Raw genomic sequence first — 16,474 nt, 5'->3', positions numbered from 1 at the left:
CGGCAATCTCGCTTCGTGCGATCGGACATTATCACAGCAGGTTGGAATAAAAAATTCCAAATCCGGTTGACACTCTGGAATGGCCGATTAGTCTTTGGAGGAGACGCGTGAAGGACTCGTGGCGTCCTCACCTTTTCCTCGACGGATTTTCATCATGGACAGACTTCGCATCTCCGGCGGCAAAAGGTTGCAGGGCGCGGTGACCATCGCCGGCGCCAAGAACGCCGCCTTGCCGCAGATCGCCGCAGCGCTCTTGAGCCCACATCCGCTGGAGCTCACGAACCTGCCCGCCGTCAGCGACGTCGAGAACATGCTCGGCGTTATTGCGCTGCACGGCGCCAAGATCGCACGCGGGCCGCATGGCACGACGGTCGATGCGAGCGAGATCGTCTCGAAGGAGACCTCCTATGATACGGTCCGGCGCATGCGGGCGACTGTGCTGGTGCTGGCGCCGCTGCTTGCCCGCTTCGGCCATGCGCGTGTTTCGCTTCCGGGCGGCTGTGCCATTGGCGCCCGGCCCGTCGATATGCATATCAAGGCCCTGGCGACTTTGGGCGCCGATATCGCGATCGAAAGCGGCCTGATCGTCGCCTCGGCGCCGAGCGGGCTGAAGGGCGCACGGATCGTGCTGAGCTCGCCATCCGTCGGCGCGACGGAGACGGCCATGATGGCCGCCTGCGCGGCCAAGGGCGAAACCGAGATCCTGAATGCCGCCCGTGAGCCGGAGGTGGCTGATCTCGCGGCTTGTCTTTGCGCCATGGGTGCACGGATCGAAGGAGCGGGAACCCATCGCATCTTCATCGATGGTGACACCGATTGGCGGTTCGCCAAGCATCACGGTATCCCTGACCGCATCGAAGCCGGCACCTATGCCATAGCAGCCGCGATCACCGGCGGTCAGCTCGAACTTATCCATGCACGGCTGGAAAATCTGGCTTCGGTCGTCCAGGCGCTTGAGGCTATGGGAGTGAGTGTCTGGCCGAGCGATCGGGGTCTCGTTGTCTCGCGAGACGGTCCGCTCAAGGGAGCCGATATCACCACCGAACCCTATCCCGGCTTCCCGACGGATCTGCAGGCACAGTTCATGGCTCTGGCCTGCTGTGCGGAAGGCGCGTCGCTGATCCGCGAAACGGTATTCGAAAACCGCTTCATGCATGTACCGGAGCTGACGCGGCTGGGCGCCAACATCACCCTGCAGGGCACGACGGCACTGGTGCGCGGCGGTGCGCCGCTCAAGGGCGCGCAGGTGATGGCGACGGACCTCAGGGCATCCGTGTCGCTGGTTCTCGCCGCCCTCGTGTCCAAGGGCGAAACCATCGTCAACCGTGTCTATCATCTCGACCGCGGTTACGAGCAGCTCGATCGCAAGCTGCGCCTCTGCGGCGCCGATATCGAACGGCTGACATCATGACGGCCGCATCGGAAAACGCTCCCTATTTCCTCGGCATTGACGGCGGTGGCACCGGCTGCCGGGCTCGCATCGAGGATGCTGAAGGCACGGTCTTGGGGCAGGGATTGTCCGGGCCGGCAACGACCCGGTTCGGGATCACTGAAGCATGGGCATCGATTTCGCGTGCCTTCGATGCCGCTATCGAGGAGGCGGGGCTGAATGCCTCCGATCTTGGGCGCGTCCATGTCGGTGTCGGTTTGGCCGGGATCGGCCGCAAGGGCGCCCTTGCCGCACTGAAGGCGATCGAACATCCCTTTGCCAGTATCCATTTTATCAGCGACGGCGAGGGCGCCTGCCTCGGCGCGCATTCCGGTCGCGATGGTGCCATTGTCATTGCTGGGACGGGCTCGATCGGCCTCGGCCTTGTCGAAGGACGGCAATTGCGGGTCGGCGGCTATGGTTTTCCCATTTCGGATGAAGGCAGCGGCGCCTATCTCGGGCTGAAGGCCGTGCAGCTTGTATTGCGTGCCCATGACGGCCGTGAACAGAAGACCGCATTGCTGGCCGAAATCATGCAACGCTTTCAGAACGATCCGATGGAGGCGGTCGCTTGGATGGACCGGGCATCGGCGACGGATTATGCCGCTCTTGCGCCCATGGTCCTTAGGCATGCCGATCAGGGCGATGCTGCCGCGCGGCGGATCGTGCAAAGCGCGGCCGGCCATATCGATACTCTGGTTCGCACCCTGTTCGAAAAAGGTGCGCCGCGCGTCTGCCTGCTCGGCGGTCTCGCAAGCCCGCTCGAGCCCTGGCTCTCGCCCGATGTACGCCGTCGATTGAAACCCAGCGATGGTGACGCGGTATCCGGTGCGATCATTTTGGCAAGACAGGCAATTTGCGGCTCTCGAACCGAATGACCTGGGATGCAATAGACGTCTTTCTCTTTCCCCTTGATTCCAACGACGGTAGGCCCTATTTTGACTATATATGGTCATTTTAGATTGAGGGCCGTGATGTCAACAATTAGCGTAGCAGAGGCAAAGGCAGGCTTTGCCAATCTGGTCGATGAGGCCGCCAACGGTGATTTTGTCACCATTACGCGCCACGGGAAGCCCGCTGCCGTACTTGTGTCGGTCGAAGCGGCAGAGGCCGCGAAGAAGGCTCTGAAGAAGCCAAGGCCGAATTTCGGGGATTTCCTGCTCACCTTCCCCGGTGGTGTCGATCTGGATCGAAACTCCTCAAAAATGAGGGACGTTGATCTGTGACGGAGTACCTGCTCGATACGACTATTATCAGCAGGTTTGCGCCGGATAAGGTGCCGCCCTCCGATGCCATCCGGATCTGGTTCCACAATCAGGGCGAAGCCGATGCGCTCTTTCTGTCGGCCATGTCCGTGTCGGAGATCGAAAAGGGAATACGCTCCCTTCATCGTCGTGGCGGAACTGAGCGAGCCAAGCGTCTCTCTGACTGGCTCGATTTCATCACGCACAGTTTCAGCGATCGTATCCTACCCATGGATGCGGTGGTTGCGCGGATCGCCGGTGCTCTGGAAGACGACGCCCTGAGCAAGGGCCACAATCCTGGCCTCGGCGACATTATCATTGCAGCGACGGCGCGGGCTTATGACCTGACGGTCATCACCGAGAACTTGCGGCATTTTCAGCCGCTCGACGTATCGGCTGATCTTCCGGCGGTTTTCAGATCGGAATGATCGCTATCTCCACAATGAATGGCAACCAGCGCGATGATGGCGACGTCTACGATCAAGCTGACTGATCTGGAGTCGAAGCGTTAGCTGGCGTCGGTCGGTAAATCACACTTACCCGCTGTGTGCTGTCGCCGCATAATCGCAGTGGTGAATTTGCGCGGCAGAATTGGAATATTTTATTCCTTTATAGATTGACGAAAGGAATAATCAGACATAGTGTTAACCAAGGTAAACAGGGAGTGGGCAGGAAGCGGAGCCGAAAAGGCCGCCCGAGCCCTGGCTGATTTTGATCGGCCGTCTGACTGAAAACCGATCCTTGCTGTGGCGTGTTCGATATTAAAGTGATCGAACTTGCCACTGCGAGCTGTTGATATCGAAGCGTTATTTCGCGAGCAGGCCCATGACAGAACAGACGTTGATATCCGAACTGGAACAATTGGTTTCCGAAGGGCGCAATCCGAATACGATGCATATCGATCTGTTGCCGACCTTCGATATCCTGCGTGAAATCAACTACGAAGATCAGACGGTGCCCCTCGCCGTCGAGAAGGTGATCCCAGCGATTGCCGCCGCCGTCAATCAGATCGTCGCCACCTTCCAGAAGGGCGGACGGCTGATCTATATGGGGGCCGGCACCAGCGGCCGTCTCGGCGTTCTCGACGCCTCCGAATGCCCGCCCACTTTCAGCGTGCCGCCGGATATGGTCATCGGCCTGATCGCTGGCGGCCCGGATGCGCTGCGGCGCTCGATCGAGGGTGCGGAGGATGATCCGGCCCAAGGGCGCCAGGCATTGGAAGAGATCAAGCTGAGCAAGGATGATGTCGTCGTCGGCATCGCCGTCAGTGGCCGCACGCCCTATGTGATCGGTGGCCTGAACTACGCCAAGAGTATCGGTGCCTTTACCGTCGCGCTCTCCTGCAATCCCAATTCCATCATCGCCGGCATTGCCGATCTGGCGATCTCGCCCGTTGTCGGCCCGGAAATCCTGACCGGTTCGACCCGGCTGAAATCCGGCACGGCGCAGAAACTCATTCTCAACATGCTGACGACAGCAAGCATGATCCGCATCGGCAAGAGCTATCAGAACCTGATGGTCGACGTCAGCGCCAGCAACAAGAAGCTGGTGGCGCGCGCCTCGCGCATCGTCATGCAAGCGACCGGTTGCACCCAGCAGGAGGCCCGCCGGGTGCTTGATCTCACCGGCAATGACGTCAAGCTAGCCATTCTCATGGAAATTACCGGGATGGGCATTGAAGAAGCCCGCACGGCATTGCAAAACGCTGATGGATTCCTGCGCAAGGCCATCAACGCCAGGACTGCTTGAGACAACCATCGCGGCATGCCGCGACGGCAATCAATGGGCCAAAATCGGTCGGGGACATTTAAAAAATTTGGAGGACTGAAAGTGGAAGGGAATTTTGGAAAGAAGCTGATTTCGGGTGTGGCGCTGGCCGTGGGGATCGGTCTGGCGACGGTTGCTATGCCCGTAGAGGCAGCGACGTTGCGCATGGCATGGTCGCAGGACGCAACCGGCCTTGATCCGCATAAGCAGACCGCCTTCTCCTCCATCCGCCTGCTGGAACTGATCTATGAGCCCCTCGTTCGCCTCGATGGCAATCTGCAGATCGTGCCCGGTGTCGCCGAGAGCTGGCAGTTCTCGCCCGACGGCAAGCAGTTGACCTTCAAACTCAATGCAAAGGCCAAATTCCAGAACGGCGCAGCTGTCACGTCGGCCGACGTCAAGGCCTCCTTCCAGCGCATTCTCGATCAGGCGACCGGCGCTGTCGCCCGCGCGAACTTCCTGTCGATCGCGAGCATCGATACGCCCGATGCCAATACCGTCGTTTTCAACCTGTCGCAGCCCGACGTTCCGCTTCTGACTGCCATGACGAGCCTCAATGCTGCCGTCGTGCCGGCCAGCGAAATCGCAGCCGGCACCATCGGCACGAAGGCGATTGGCTCCGGCCCCTTCAAGCTCGACAGTTGGGTTCCGAACTCCAAGGAAGTCTTGAGCGCCAACAAGGATTGGGCGGGCGGCGCCACCGGCGTCGATGGCATCAACATCAGCGTGCTGCCGGATGAAACCGCGATCCTTGCGTCGCTCCGCACCGGCCAGATCGATTTCGCGCTGCTGAACGATCCGCTCGTGGCAACGCTGGTGCCGAAGGAGCCGAAGCTGCAGCTCACCCGCACGCCGGTGCTCTCCTACAACGTTCTGCAGCTCAATCCGTTGCGTAAACCCATGGATCAGCTGGCCGTGCGCCAGGCGATCTCCTGCGCCATCGACCGCAAGGACGTGATGGATACGGCAGCACTCGGCGAGGGCAAGGTGACCGGCCCGCTGACGATGCCGCTCTACGCCACCGATCCCAGCAAGCTCTTCTGCTACACGCGCGATGTCGCCAAAGCGAAGAAGTTGATGGCCGATGCCGGCTTTGCCAACGGCTTCTCGGCGACCGTGATCGCCGCAACCGGCGAGCCGCCGACAGCCACGGCCGAAGCGCAGGTCATTCAGTCGCAGCTCGCCGAAATCGGCATCAAGCTCGACATCAAGGTGATGGAACTCAACGTCTATGTCGACACCTGGCTGAAGGGCAATTTCGACATGGCCGTGGCGCTCAATGGCGGCAGTGCCGACCCCTATTCGATGTATAACCGTTACTGGACCAAGACCGGCAACCTGCAGAAGGTCGCCAACTATATCGACGATACGCTCGACAGCCTGATGCAGAAGGGCCGCGCCGAAACCGATCCGGCCAAGCGCAAGGAGATCTTCGCCGAATTTGAAAAGCATCTTGTCGAGGTCTCACCCTGGATCTGGCTCTACACGGCCTACGGCTACACCGCCGAGCAGAAGAACGTCGAGGGCTTCGTGCCGACGCCGACCGGCTCGTTGTTCGGCCTGAGCAAAGTCACGATCAAGTAACGACGATCGGGAGCTAGAGCATTTCCCTTTCAAATGACGTTATGGAAGTGCTCTATCTCTTTGTTTTTACGCAATTTCGGCCGTAAGTTCACGTCTTGGTTCAGCTGAAATTGTTTTAGAGGAATTATAATGTCGTATCTGACGCGCCGGCTGATGACATTCCCGCTGATCATGCTGGGCGTGTCCATCTTCGTCTTCGTCGCCATCCGGCTGGTGCCGGGCGATGCGATTACGGCAATGCTCGGAACCAATGCGGGCCTGCTGACGCCGGAGCAGCGAGAGGCTCTTGCCGCCTATTTCGGCATCGATCAGTCCTGGCCGATCCAGTACTGGCACTGGCTGCTCGGTGTATTCCAGGGCAATCTCGGCATTTCCGTCACCTACGGGAAGCCGGTGCTCGACATCATCCTGGAACGCTTTCCGCTGACGCTCGAGCTTGCCTTGCTTTCCATGGTGATCGCGCTTGCCATCGGCCTGCCGGCGGGCGTCTTTGCCGCCACGCGCAATGAAAAACTGTCCGATCTTGCCGTGCGCATCGTCGCCATGATCGGGCAGTCCACGCCAAACTTCGTTCTCGGACTGCTGCTGATCTATGCCTTGTCGGCGGGATTTCGCGTATTGCCGACCATGGGCGCCTTCACACCCCTTTGGGAGAACCCGCTTGAAAATCTCGGCCAGATGATCCTGCCCGCATTGACCCTCGGTTTTGCTTTCGCCGCGTCGGTGACGCGCGTCGTGCGCTCGGCGATGCTCGATGTCCTGAGCGATGACTATGTGCGCACCGCCCGCAGCCGTGGCGTGCCGGCGCGTGGCGTCATCTGGCGGCATGCGCTACCGAATGCGCTGATCCCCGTCGTTACGCTGAGCGGTGTCGAATTCGGCTACCTGCTCGGTGGTGCCGTGCTGGTCGAGCAGATCTATGCCCTGCCGGGGCTCGGCCGAATGGTGCTCGATGCCATCCTGCAGCGCGATTACGCGCTGGTGCAGGGCAGCGTGCTGTTCATTGCCTTCAATTTCATGATCGTCAATCTGCTCGTCGATCTCGCCTATGTCGCACTCGATCCGCGCGTTCGCCTGGGGGAAGGCTGATGCGGATCGTCAGAGCCATCTTCGGACATATGAGCGGCCGGATCGGCGGCGTCATCGTCCTCATCTATATCCTGCTTGCCATTCTCGGCACGCTCGGTGTGACCCCGCACGATCCGCTGATGCAGAACCGCATCGACCGCTTGCATGCGCCGAGCCTCACATATTGGATGGGCACGGACCTCTTCGGCCGCGATGTCGCGAGCCGCCTGATGCACGGCATCGGTGAATCCTTCACAGTCGCCTTCTTTTCCGTCGCCGTCGCTACCCTGATCGGCACCGTGCTTGGCCTGACGGCGGCATGGTCGGGCAAACGCTGGGATGGCGTTATCATGCGCGCGATGGATGTGCTTTTAGCCTTCCCGGCGATCCTGCTGGCGCTGCTGATCATCGCCATTGTCGGCCCTGGTACCTGGACCAGCGTCGCCGCGATCGCGATCGTTTATACGCCGATCTTCACCCGCGTCGTGCGCGGCCCGGCCCTTTCTCTGAAGGCACGCGATTTTGTCGATGCCGCCCGTACCTTCGGCAGCAGCAGGTCCTATATTCTGACGCGGCATCTCCTGCTCAATCTCGTCGCACCCTTGACGGTGCAGGTAACACTGGCGCTCGCCTGGTCGCTGCTGACGGAGGCGGGTCTCAGCTTCCTCGGCCTGGGAACGCAGCCGCCGGCCTCGTCGCTAGGTCTGATGCTGAGCGACAGTCGCAATCTTATGGAAACGGCGCCTTGGCTGCTGATCTTCCCCGGCGTGACCATCATGATTTCCATTCTCGGCTTCAACCTGCTCGGCGATGCTCTGCGCGATATCCTTGATCCGAAGATGCGGAGGTCGACGGTATGACACCGCTTCTTTCCGTCTCCGATCTCAGCGTCGGCTTCGGGCGCAATGCGGAGGCCCATCCCATTGTCCGCGGTGTCAGCTTCGATCTCGAAGCGGGCGAGACGCTGGCGATCGTCGGCGAGAGCGGCTCGGGCAAGTCGGTAACGGCACTGTCAATCAATCGCCTCGTCGATTTCGGCGGTGGCCGCATTATCGGCGGCTCGATCCGGCTCAAGCGTGGCGACAACAGTATCCTCGATCTCACCAAGGCGGGCGAAGCGGAACTGACGAAGATCCGTGGTGCCGAGATCGGCATGATCTTCCAGGAGCCGATGACCTCCCTCAATCCGGTTTTGACCATCGGCACGCAGATTGAAGAATCCTTCCGGCTGCACCGCGGCCTGACCGGCAAGCAGGCAAAGGCTGCTGCCAAGGACGCGCTGGATCGCGTGCGTATTCCGGACGCGGCGCGGCGGCTGACCTATTGCCCGAACCAGCTTTCCGGCGGCATGCTGCAGCGCGTAATGATCGCAACGGCGCTTGCCTGCAATCCTCGTCTATTGATTGCCGATGAGCCGACGACAGCGCTCGATGTCACCGTGCAGGCGCAGATCATGGCGCTGCTCGCCGAATTGAAGCGCGAGACCGGCATGTCGATGATCTTCATCACCCACGATATCGGGCTTGTCGCCGGCATTGCCGACAAGGTGATGGTGATGCAGGCGGGCGAAGCGGTGGAGCAGGGCGAGCTTAATCAGATCCTCGATCATCCAACCCATCCCTATACGCAGCATCTATTGCATTCCGTTCCGCATTTTGCCTCGGGACAGGCTGCACGCACCGATTTTCAACGGGACGAGGTGTCGTCCCAGCCGGCATTGAAGGTCGATGGCTTGACCGTCCGTTTTCCGGTCAAGGGCGGCCTCCTTCGGCAGTCGAGCGGCGCCGTTCATGCCGTCGAAGGCGTCGGTTTCGACCTGATGCCGGGCGAGACGCTGGCAATCGTCGGCGAGAGCGGATCGGGTAAATCCACCACGGCCCGCGCGATCCTCGGATTGGTGAAATCGACCCGCGGCACCTTTACGACGAATAGCGGCAAGGCGGCGGATCGCACCAGCGCGGTGCAGATGGTCTTCCAGAACCCATACGCTTCGCTCAATCCGAGACTGCGCATCGATAGCATCCTTGCCGAACCGGTGATCGCCGCGGGCGGCCGCATCTCAGTCGAGACGCGAGACCGCATGGTCATGCTTTTGAAGCGCGTGGGATTGCCAGAAAACGCTCTCGAACGCTATCCGCACGAATTTTCCGGCGGCCAGCGGCAAAGGCTGTGCATCGCTCGTGCCCTGATGCTGAATCCCTCAGTGCTGGTGCTTGATGAGGCGGTTTCCGCGCTTGACGTCTCGGTCCAGGCCCAGGTTTTAAGCTTGTTGATCGAGCTGCAGCGCGAATATGGTCTTGCCTATCTCTTCATCTCGCATGACATGGCTGTTGTGGAACGCATCGCCCATCGCATCGCGGTGATCTATGCCGGGCAGATCGTCGAGATTGGCGATGCCGCCTCGGTCTTGTCGGAACCCAAGCATTCCTATACCAGGCGGTTGATCGCGGCGGTTCCGACGGTGGCGCGGCGCAAGGAAAACTTCACGCTCGACACCCGCCAGGTTCCGTCGCTGGTGCGCCCCTTGGGCTTCGAGCCGACTGTACCGGAGTGGCGTCGCTTCGCGGCGGATCATATCGCTCTCGTGGAAGCCTGAACGAAGTCGCAAGGAGCTGGGATGGCAGGGACGAGGATGCAGTTTCAGGAGCGTTTCGACCGGGCCTTTGTACCGCTCGAACAATCGGTTGCAACGTCCCGCATCCCCGGCGGTGTGCTTGGCATGATCGATCTCGACGGTATCAGGCAGGTCCGCGCCGTCGGTTCGGCACAGAAGGTGCCGAGCGCCAGGCCGATGCTGGTCGACACCTGGTTCGACCTTGCGTCGCTCACCAAGGTCATTTTCACCACGCCGCGCATCCTGGCCCTGGCCGAGGCTGGCACGATCGATCTCGACGCGCCGCTTACAGAACTTCTGCCCGATCTGCGCCAGTATAGTGCCGAAGCCTGGGAGCGGAAGGTGACGTTCCGCCAATGTCTCGGTCATCAGACGCCGTTTCCGGCAGTCGAGCCAATCTACACCTATGGCCGGGATCCAGAGCTTCTGCGCGCCTTCATCCTGCAGCGCGAATGGCGCGCCGGGCCGCCCGTCTATTCCGATATCAATTTCATTTTGCTTGGCCTTGCGCTGGAGCGGCTGAATGGGAAGACGATCCGCGCCATGGATGCAGGCCCGGGATTTGCTTTTTCCGCGCCGCCAGAATCATCGGCGGCTACGGAGGACTGCACCTGGCGCCATCGCGTCCTGTCGGGCGAAGTCCATGACGACAACTGCTCCGCGCTGCAGGGTGCCGGTCATGCCGGGCTCTTTGGAACGGCTGACGCAATCCTCGATTTCGCCAAAGGCCTACTCGATGGTAGCGGCGCATCTGCACAGTCGATCGCCCTGATGCGCCAGCCGCTTTCGGCGACGCGCACCCATGGCTGGGAACGGCCCCATGACGGTTGGCATGGCGGCGCTCTCTGCTCGCCCGGCACGATCGGCCATACGGGATTTACCGGCGTGGCTCTCTGGGTCGATTTCGACCAAGGCCGAGCCTGGACCCTCCTTACCAACCGCATCCATCCGACGCGCCACTTCGACAGCGGCATCCTGGCGCTTCGTCAGACCGTCAGCGATCTCGTCAACGCAGCATAGGAGCCTGACTATGGAACCAATCTGGGCAGTCGGTCTGATGACCGGAACCGTCCTCGACGGCAATATCGATGTCGCCATGCTGAAGACCGACGGCGAGCGCATCGAGGAGTTCGGCCCCTATGTTCTGGCTCCTTATCCCAGCTGGATTCGAGAGCTGCTGGAAGAGACGTTGCGGCAGGCGCGCGCATGGAATTTCGAGGGAGCCGAACCGGCGATCTTCAAGGCGGCCGAGGAAGCCTTGACGCGAGCGCAGTCGGAGGCGGTGCGGGAGCTCGTCGAAAGCAACGGTATGGCGATGGCAGACATCGGCGTCGTCGGCTTTCATGGCCAGACCGTGCTGCATCGCGCGCCGCAGAAGGACCGGCTTGGGCAGACGCGCCAGCTTGGGGACGGCGAGCTGATGCGTTCTATTCTCGGCACCAAGGTCGCCTATGATTTCCGCTCGGCCGACATGCGTGCCGGCGGGCAGGGCGCGCCGCTTGCTGCTGCCTATCATACCGCGCTGCTGCGCGGGGCGGGTGCAGCAGGAGAGGCGGCCATTCTCAATCTCGGCGGCGTTGCCAATGTCACCTGGTGGGATGGCGAGGGCAATTTCGTTGCCTTTGATACCGGTCCCGCCAATGCGCCGCTCAATGATTTCATCAAGTCCCGCGGGCTCGGCGAAATGGACCGTGACGGTGCGCTTGGAGCTGCCGGCAAGGTCGATGAGGCGCGGCTCGAGCGGCTGCTGCAGCATCCCTATCTGACTGCACCCTATCCGAAGTCGCTGGATCGGTTCGATTTCGGCGCCGCCATGGCGGATGGCCTCAGCCCGGAAGATGGCGCCGCCACGCTTTCAGCCTTCACGGCAAGCGCCGTCGGCAAGGCGCTGGACCTGCTGCCGCGCAGGCCCACCAAGGTCGTCGTCAGCGGCGGCGGCCGGCACAATCCGACGATCATGTCGATGCTGAAAAGCCGGGCCGGAGTCGAGCCGATCTTTGCCGAAGATCTCGGCTGGCGCGGCGATGCTGTCGAGGCGGAGTGCTTTGCGTTTCTCGCGGTGCGCGTTCTGCGTGGCCTGCCGATCAGCTTTCCCGGCACGACGGGCGTGCCGGCGCCGATGCGCGGCGGCCGCCTCGCGGAGTAACAGGCCTTAGCGCTGGCTGTCGCGTGAGAGGTTTTCGCTTCCGTCGATCGATGATATGAAGAGGCCGCGAAGTTGCGATCGGTTGGTCTCGGACGGATATCGCTTATATGGCAGGCAGGCAGTATCGGGCAGGCTTCGTCGGCATCATCGTCGCTTTTGCGGTCGCATTTGCCATTAGTGCCCTTGCTTACAGCCCCGCAATCGCTCAGCCGGAATGGCGAGTTGCGCCTCCCGTCTGCATTTCCGGACCGATGACGACGAAGACGGGCGAAACGCTGTGCCTGCGCAAGGACAGCTACAATCGCGATCTGTGCACGGCCATCGAATATTTCGCTCATACCAACCATCTGCCGCCGGATTATCTCGCACGGCTCGTCTGGCGCGAAAGCCTGTTTCGCTCCGATGCCATCAGCCCCAAGGGGGCGCGAGGCATCGCGCAATTCATGCCGGGAACGGCGAAGCTGCGCGGCGTTCGCGACAGCTATGATGCGCTTGAAGCGCTCGGCAAGGCGGCGACCTATCTTGATGAGTTGCGCGACCGTTTCGGCAATCTCGGTCTTGCTGCTGCTGCGTATAATGCCGGTGAGGGCGGTCTTGCCAATTTCCTCAATGCCGGCGGGCTTCCCTATGAGACGCGTAACTATGTGAGCGCGATCACTGCTCACAGTGTCGAAGAATGGCGCGACGATCCGCCCGATATCGCAGCCCCGGTGCTGGATAAGAGCAAGCCGTTCGTCGATTCCTGCGTCGCGCTTGCTCAGAGCCGGCGCCTGAAACCGACGCCTTTTGAGCAGGAGCGGCCCTGGGCGCCATGGGGCGCGCAATTGGCCGAGCATTTTCAGCTGGATGCCGCGCGGCGCCTATTTACCGCGAATATCCGCAAGTTGCCGTCTCCGCTGAATGCCGAAAAGCCCTTGATCGTACGTCAGCGCAATGCCGATTTCGGCCGCCGAGTCCGCTATGCGGCGCGCATAGGGCGGCAAACACGGGAAGAAGCGGATGCCGTATGCACTCAGATCCGGCAGCAAGGCGGCTCCTGCCTGGTCTTCAGGAACTAGCGCTTTGCATGGGTTCATCGCCCGTGGCGATTGTTCGATCCATCACCGCTTGATTGTGCTTTACTCCCTGATGTCGCAAGCTTATTTCTTGTAGGCCCGACCTTTGGGAGGAAGCCGTTTGGGTAGCCGAAGGAGCGTATGATGGCGCAGAAGCGTGAAGTCCCCGGTATTCGTCCCTACAACAGCCCTGCCGGCGGTTGGGGTGCATTGAAGGCCACGGCCAAGGCGGTGCGCCAGCAGATGGACATCACCGAGGCGCCGGGCCTTCTCCTGCGCACCAACAAGCCCACAGGCTTCGATTGCCCGGGGTGCGCATGGCCCGACAAAGAGCACACCTCCACCTTCCAATTCTGTGAAAACGGTGCCAAAGCGGTTACCTGGGAAGCGACGAACAAGCGTGTAACGCCGGAATTCTTCGCCGAACACACGGTCAGCGAACTTCTGACCTGGAGCGACTACGAGCTCGAGAATGCCGGCCGATTGACCCATCCGATGGTCTATGATCGGGCATCCGACACCTACCGGCCGATTGCCTGGGAAGATGCTTTTGCCCGCATCGGCGAAGTCATGCGCAGCCAGCCCGATCCCGACATGGTCGAATTCTATACATCCGGCCGCGCTTCCAACGAGGCGGCCTTCCTCTTCCAGATCTTCGCGCGCGAATACGGCACCAACAATTTCCCCGATTGCTCGAACATGTGTCACGAGGCGACCAGCGTCGGTCTGCCGCAATCGATCGGCATCGGCAAGGGCACCGTATCGCTCGACGATTTCGACGAATGCGATCTGATCATCTCCATGGGGCACAATCCCGGCACCAACCATCCGCGCATGATGGGCACGCTTCATGAATGCTCGCGGCGAGGCGTGCCGATCATCGTCTTCAACCCTTTGAAGGAGCGGGCGCTGGAGCGTTTTGCCGATCCGCAGGATCCGATCGAGATGGGAACCTTCAGCTCGACCCGGATCGCCTCGTCCTATTATCAGGTGAAGATCGGCGGCGATGCCGCCGCGCTCAAGGGCGTCATGAAGGCAGTCCTGGCGCTGGCCGAAACCTCTCCTGACGTTCTCGATCACGCCTTCATTGCCGAACACACCGCCGGCTTCGACGCCCTTGTTGCCGATATCAGCCAGACGGAGTGGGCCGATATCGAGCGGGTTTCGGGTCTTGCCCGCGCCGATCTGGAAAGGGTAGCGGAGATCTATGCCAAGTCGAAGGCAACGATCGTTGCTTATGGCATGGGCATCACGCAACATGCCAAGGGGACGGCGAATGTCCAGCAGATCGCCAATCTCTTGCTGCTGCGCGGCAATTTCGGCAGGTCCGGTGCCGGCATCTGCCCGCTGCGCGGCCATTCCAACGTGCAGGGCAATCGTACCGTCGGGATCACCGAGAAGCCGACGCCCGCATTGATCGAGGGCATCGAACGGGCATTCGGTTTCACCGCGCCGGCTCATCATGGTCACGATGCCGTCGCCGCCATGCAGGCGATGGCGGAGGGGCGCTCCAAGGTGCTCATCTGCCTCGGCGGCAATTTCTCGATCGCGCTTCCCGATCCGGACTTGTGTGCCGAGGCTATGCGCAAGCTCGATCTTGCCGTTCATATGAACACCAAGCTCAACCGCTCCAATCTGCTTATTGGCAAGGAATCCTTCCTGTTCCCCGTGCTTGGCCGCACCGAGCAGGACGTTCAGGCGACCGGCGCTCAATCGGTGACGATCGAGGATTCCATGTCGATGGTGCATGCGTCGCGCGGGCGGCTGAAGCCGGCCTCCGATCAGCTGCGCTCGGAACCTGCGATCGTCGCTGGAATAGCGCAGGCGACCCTGCCGAACAGCAAGGTCGCCTGGATGGAGCTCATCACCGACTACGATCTGATCCGCGACAAGATCGAAGTGGTCTATCCGGATTTCGCCGACTATAACGAGCGCATCCGCGTGCCGGGTGGCTTCCGCCTGCCGATCGGTCCGACGGAGCGGGTCTGGAAGACGCCTTCCGGCAAGGCGGAATTCAAGCTGTTTTCCGGCCTCAACGAAGATATTTCGCTCTCGGACGGGACGATCCTCAAGCTGGCAACGATCCGCAGCCACGACCAGTACAATACGACGATCTATGGCCTCGACGACCGCTATCGCGGCGTCTTCGGCCGCCGCGACGTTCTGTTCATGAACGATAGGGATTTGAAGGCGAAAGGGCTGGAACACGGTGATCTCGTCGAGATCGAGACCGCGCTTCCCTCAGGCGGCAAGCGGCTCTTGAAGCTGACGGCGATTTCCTACGATATTTCCGAGGGCTCCGTCGCTGCCTATTACCCGGAGGCAAATTGCCTGATCCCGATCGACTACCAGGACAAGGAAAGCGGCACGCCGTCGTATAAGTCCGTTCCGGTGCGGGTCAGCAAGGCGGCTTGAACCTCTCACAGACATTCAACCATCAGCGGCTGTCTCAATGGCAGCCCGATGAGTTAGCGGATTAAACAGACGAGATTCTACCGCAGCCGTCCTCCCTGCTTGTCGAAATAGCGTCGACGTTCGGGCGGGCAATGCAGATGGAGCATATCGCCGCGCTCGATCTCCGGTCCGTCGCGATATTCGGCGATGATCGCCTGGCCGTCCTCTGTCTGACAGTAGAGATAGCGGGTGCCGCCCAGATATTCGGTGACGTCGACTGTTACCCGCACGGCGTCGGCCGCATTTGGCGCGACGACGAAATGTTCGGGGCGCATGCCAAGCAGGATCTTTTCGCCCGCTGAGGGCTTAGTCTGTGAAAGGTCGACCTTCATGCTGCCGTTTCCGACCGTCGCTGTCCCGTCGCCGGACCACGTTGCTTCGATCATGTTCATCCTTGGCGAGCCGATGAAGCCGGCCACGAAACTGTTGGCCGGATCCTCATAGACCTCGCGCGGACTGCCCACCTGCTCGATCCGGCCGTCCCTCAGCACGACGATCCTGTCGGCGAGCGTCATGGCCTCGGTCTGGTCATGGGTGACATAGATCATCGTATTGCCGAGTTCGCGATGCAGCCGGGCAATTTCGATGCGCATGGAGACGCGAAGTTCCGCGTCGAGGTTAGAGAGCGGCTCGTCGAAGAGAAAGACATCCGGTTCGCGAACGATGGCGCGTCCGATGGCGACGCGCTGACGCTGGCCGCCGGAAAGCTGTCCCGGGCGGCGGTCCAATAGATGGTCGATCTTGAGGATCGCGGCGGCGGAGCGCACGCGTCTTTCGATTTCGGATGCATCGGTCCGGGCCATTTTCAGCCCGAAACCGAGATTGTCACGAACGCTCATATGTGGGTAGAGCGCATAGGACTGGAAGACCATGGCGATGCCGCGCTCGGACGGATCGAGATCGGTGACATCTCGGCCCTTGATGGCGATCTCGCCGTCGGTCACTTCCTCCAGCCCGGCAATCATGCGCAGCAGCGTGGATTTGCCACAGCCGGAGGGGCCGACGAAGACGACGAAAGCGCCTTCCGGTATGTCGAGATCGATGCCATGAATGACCTCCAGCCCGCCGAAACTCTTGCGGACGCCGGTCAGGCGCATGCCGTTCTTCGTCATG

Annotated in this window: 14 protein-coding genes; 13 read left to right on the top strand and 1 reads right to left on the bottom strand. The window is 61.1% G+C overall.

Annotated elements, in window-relative coordinates:
* The first annotated feature begins 154 nt into the window (after positions 1-154).
* The 13 genes from murA to FHT84_RS22040 all read left to right on the top strand — a co-directional run bounded on the left by murA (position 155) and on the right by FHT84_RS22040 (position 15,322).
* Positions 155-1,411 (top strand): UDP-N-acetylglucosamine 1-carboxyvinyltransferase, encoded by a 1,257-nt coding sequence (murA, locus tag FHT84_RS22100; protein ID WP_112342283.1) that lies wholly within the window; start codon positions 155-157, stop codon positions 1,409-1,411.
* Positions 1,408-2,307 (top strand): N-acetylglucosamine kinase, encoded by a 900-nt coding sequence (locus FHT84_RS22095; protein ID WP_112342282.1) that lies wholly within the window; start codon positions 1,408-1,410, stop codon positions 2,305-2,307. Before murA ends, FHT84_RS22095 begins: the two co-directional genes overlap by 4 nt.
* A gap of 96 nt (positions 2,308-2,403) precedes the next feature.
* Positions 2,404-2,655, top strand: a complete 252-nt coding sequence (locus FHT84_RS22090; RefSeq protein WP_112342281.1) for a type II toxin-antitoxin system Phd/YefM family antitoxin — start codon at positions 2,404-2,406, stop codon at positions 2,653-2,655.
* A complete protein-coding gene (locus FHT84_RS22085) occupies positions 2,652-3,101 on the top strand; it encodes a type II toxin-antitoxin system VapC family toxin (RefSeq protein ID WP_183764083.1) in 450 nt (149 codons plus the stop codon). The genes FHT84_RS22090 and FHT84_RS22085 overlap by 4 nt, the downstream gene beginning before the upstream one ends.
* Positions 3,102-3,498: 397 nt before the next feature.
* Positions 3,499-4,422: an N-acetylmuramic acid 6-phosphate etherase gene (gene murQ, locus FHT84_RS22080; protein WP_183764086.1), complete on the top strand. Its 924-nt coding sequence runs from the start codon at positions 3,499-3,501 to the stop codon at positions 4,420-4,422.
* Between the two features lie 156 nt (positions 4,423-4,578).
* A complete protein-coding gene (locus tag FHT84_RS22075) occupies positions 4,579-6,024 on the top strand; it encodes an ABC transporter substrate-binding protein (protein WP_246698599.1) in 1,446 nt (481 codons plus the stop codon).
* 129 nt (positions 6,025-6,153) lie between these two features.
* A complete protein-coding gene (locus tag FHT84_RS22070) occupies positions 6,154-7,113 on the top strand; it encodes an ABC transporter permease (RefSeq protein WP_183764091.1) in 960 nt (319 codons plus the stop codon).
* The gene (locus FHT84_RS22065) at positions 7,113-7,952 is read left to right on the top strand and encodes an ABC transporter permease (RefSeq protein ID WP_183764094.1); all 840 of its coding nucleotides are present in this window, start codon (positions 7,113-7,115) and stop codon (positions 7,950-7,952) included. Before FHT84_RS22070 ends, FHT84_RS22065 begins: the two co-directional genes overlap by 1 nt.
* On the top strand, positions 7,949-9,688 hold the full coding sequence (locus FHT84_RS22060) for an ABC transporter ATP-binding protein (protein ID WP_183764097.1): 1,740 nt from the start codon (positions 7,949-7,951) through the stop codon (positions 9,686-9,688). Before FHT84_RS22065 ends, FHT84_RS22060 begins: the two co-directional genes overlap by 4 nt.
* A 21-nt stretch (positions 9,689-9,709) precedes the next feature.
* On the top strand, positions 9,710-10,726 hold the full coding sequence (locus tag FHT84_RS22055; RefSeq protein WP_183764100.1) for a serine hydrolase: 1,017 nt from the start codon (positions 9,710-9,712) through the stop codon (positions 10,724-10,726).
* 10 nt (positions 10,727-10,736) lie between these two features.
* Entirely contained in the window at positions 10,737-11,852 is a 1,116-nt protein-coding gene (locus FHT84_RS22050) for an anhydro-N-acetylmuramic acid kinase (protein WP_183764103.1), read from the top strand.
* 107 nt (positions 11,853-11,959) lie between these two features.
* Positions 11,960-12,910 (top strand): lytic transglycosylase domain-containing protein, encoded by a 951-nt coding sequence (locus tag FHT84_RS22045; protein ID WP_112342274.1) that lies wholly within the window; start codon positions 11,960-11,962, stop codon positions 12,908-12,910.
* A gap of 141 nt (positions 12,911-13,051) precedes the next feature.
* Positions 13,052-15,322, top strand: a complete 2,271-nt coding sequence (locus FHT84_RS22040) for an FdhF/YdeP family oxidoreductase (protein ID WP_183764105.1) — start codon at positions 13,052-13,054, stop codon at positions 15,320-15,322.
* Positions 15,323-15,399: 77 nt separating this feature from the next.
* On the opposite strand, the gene ugpC is transcribed toward FHT84_RS22040, so the two are convergent.
* The gene (gene ugpC, locus FHT84_RS22035) at positions 15,400-16,473 is read right to left on the bottom strand and encodes a sn-glycerol-3-phosphate ABC transporter ATP-binding protein UgpC (protein ID WP_183764108.1); all 1,074 of its coding nucleotides are present in this window, start codon (positions 16,471-16,473) and stop codon (positions 15,400-15,402) included.
* Position 16,474: the final 1 nt, after the last annotated feature.

The sequence above is a fragment of the Rhizobium sp. BK289 genome (assembly GCF_014193575.1).
Lineage (GTDB): Bacteria > Pseudomonadota > Alphaproteobacteria > Rhizobiales > Rhizobiaceae > Rhizobium > Rhizobium tropici_C.
Note: the sequence above shows the minus strand (reverse complement) of the source record. Positions and strands in the feature narration are given on the sequence as shown.